General features: G+C 63.8%; 1 protein-coding gene. It reads right to left on the bottom strand.

Translation table 11 applies throughout. The features are described 5' to 3' along the window. A partial coding sequence (benA, locus tag HGO92_RS23115) for a benzoate 1,2-dioxygenase large subunit (protein ID WP_169999089.1) occupies window positions 1-1,181 on the bottom strand: 1,181 nt, incomplete at both ends.

The raw sequence follows: 1,181 nt of genomic DNA, 5'->3' as shown, positions 1-1,181 counted from the left end.
TCGGTCTTGGCGCCGCTGGAGAGCGGGTTCAGGCCGATCTTCTTCGCCTGCTCGTCCGGCCCGTTGAGCTGGTGGGTCACGCCGCGGCTCATATCGTTCCAAGGAGCGGTTTCGGCGAGGTAGGTCTTCTGGCAGGAGCGGAACTCCTCCAGATCATCCGGCGTGGCCATGCCGGAGGCGTTGAAGAAGTCCTCGTACTGGCGGATCCGGTTCGCCCGTGCCGCGTCGGACTCGCCCTTCGGGGCGATGCAGTAGATGGTGACCTCGGTCTGGTCCACCGAGATCGGCCGGAAGTGGCGGATCTGCGAGGAGAACTGGTCCATGATGTAGACGTTCGGGTAGAGGCACAGGTTGCGCGAAGCACCCACCATGAACTCTGCCTTCTCGGCACCGAACTCCTCCGCGAGCTCTTCGCGCCGCTCGTACAGCGGGCGGTCCTCGGGGTTGCCCCACCACATCCACAGCAGCAGGTGGCCGTGCTCGAAGGAGTAGTAGCCGCCGCCCTGCTTGCCCCAGGTACCGGCGTCCATCGCCTTCGTCTCGTTGCTGGACTCGCCCGCGGTCCGGCGGGCAGTCGTCGCCGCGTAGTTCCAGTGCGTGGCCGAGACATGGTAGCCGTCGGCACCGTTCTCGGCCTGGACCTTCCAGTTCCCGTCATAGGTGTAGGTCGAGGCGCCGCGCAGCACCTCCAGGCCTTCCGGCGACTGGTCCACGATCATGTCCATGATCTTTGTGCTGTCGCCCAGGTGCTCTTCGAGCGGCTTGACGTCTTCCTTCAGGGAGCCGAAGAGGAAGCCGCGGTAGGACTCGAAGCGGGCGACCTTGGTCAAATCGTGCGAGCCGTCCTTGTTGAACTGCTCGGGGTAGCCGGCGTCGCGGGAGTCCTTGACCTTGAGCAGCTTGCCCTTGTTGTTGAACGTCCAGCCGTGGAACGGGCAGGTGAAGTTGTTGCGGTTATCGGTCTTGCGCCGGCACAGCATCGCGCCGCGGTGGCTGCAGGCATTGACCAGGCAGTTCAGCTCGCCGTCCTTGGAGCGGGAAATGACCACCGGGGTCCGGCCGATGTACGTGGTGAAGTAATCGCCCACGTTCGGGATCTGGCTCTCGTGCGCCAGGTAGACCCAGTTGCCCTCGAAGATGTGCTTCATCTCGAGTTCAAAGATCTCCTCGTCCGTGAAGAT

The sequence above is a fragment of the Crystallibacter degradans genome, from assembly GCF_012952295.1.
Classification (GTDB): Bacteria; Actinomycetota; Actinomycetes; order Actinomycetales; family Micrococcaceae; genus Crystallibacter; species Crystallibacter degradans.
This window is presented reverse-complemented; position numbering and strand designations above follow the sequence as displayed.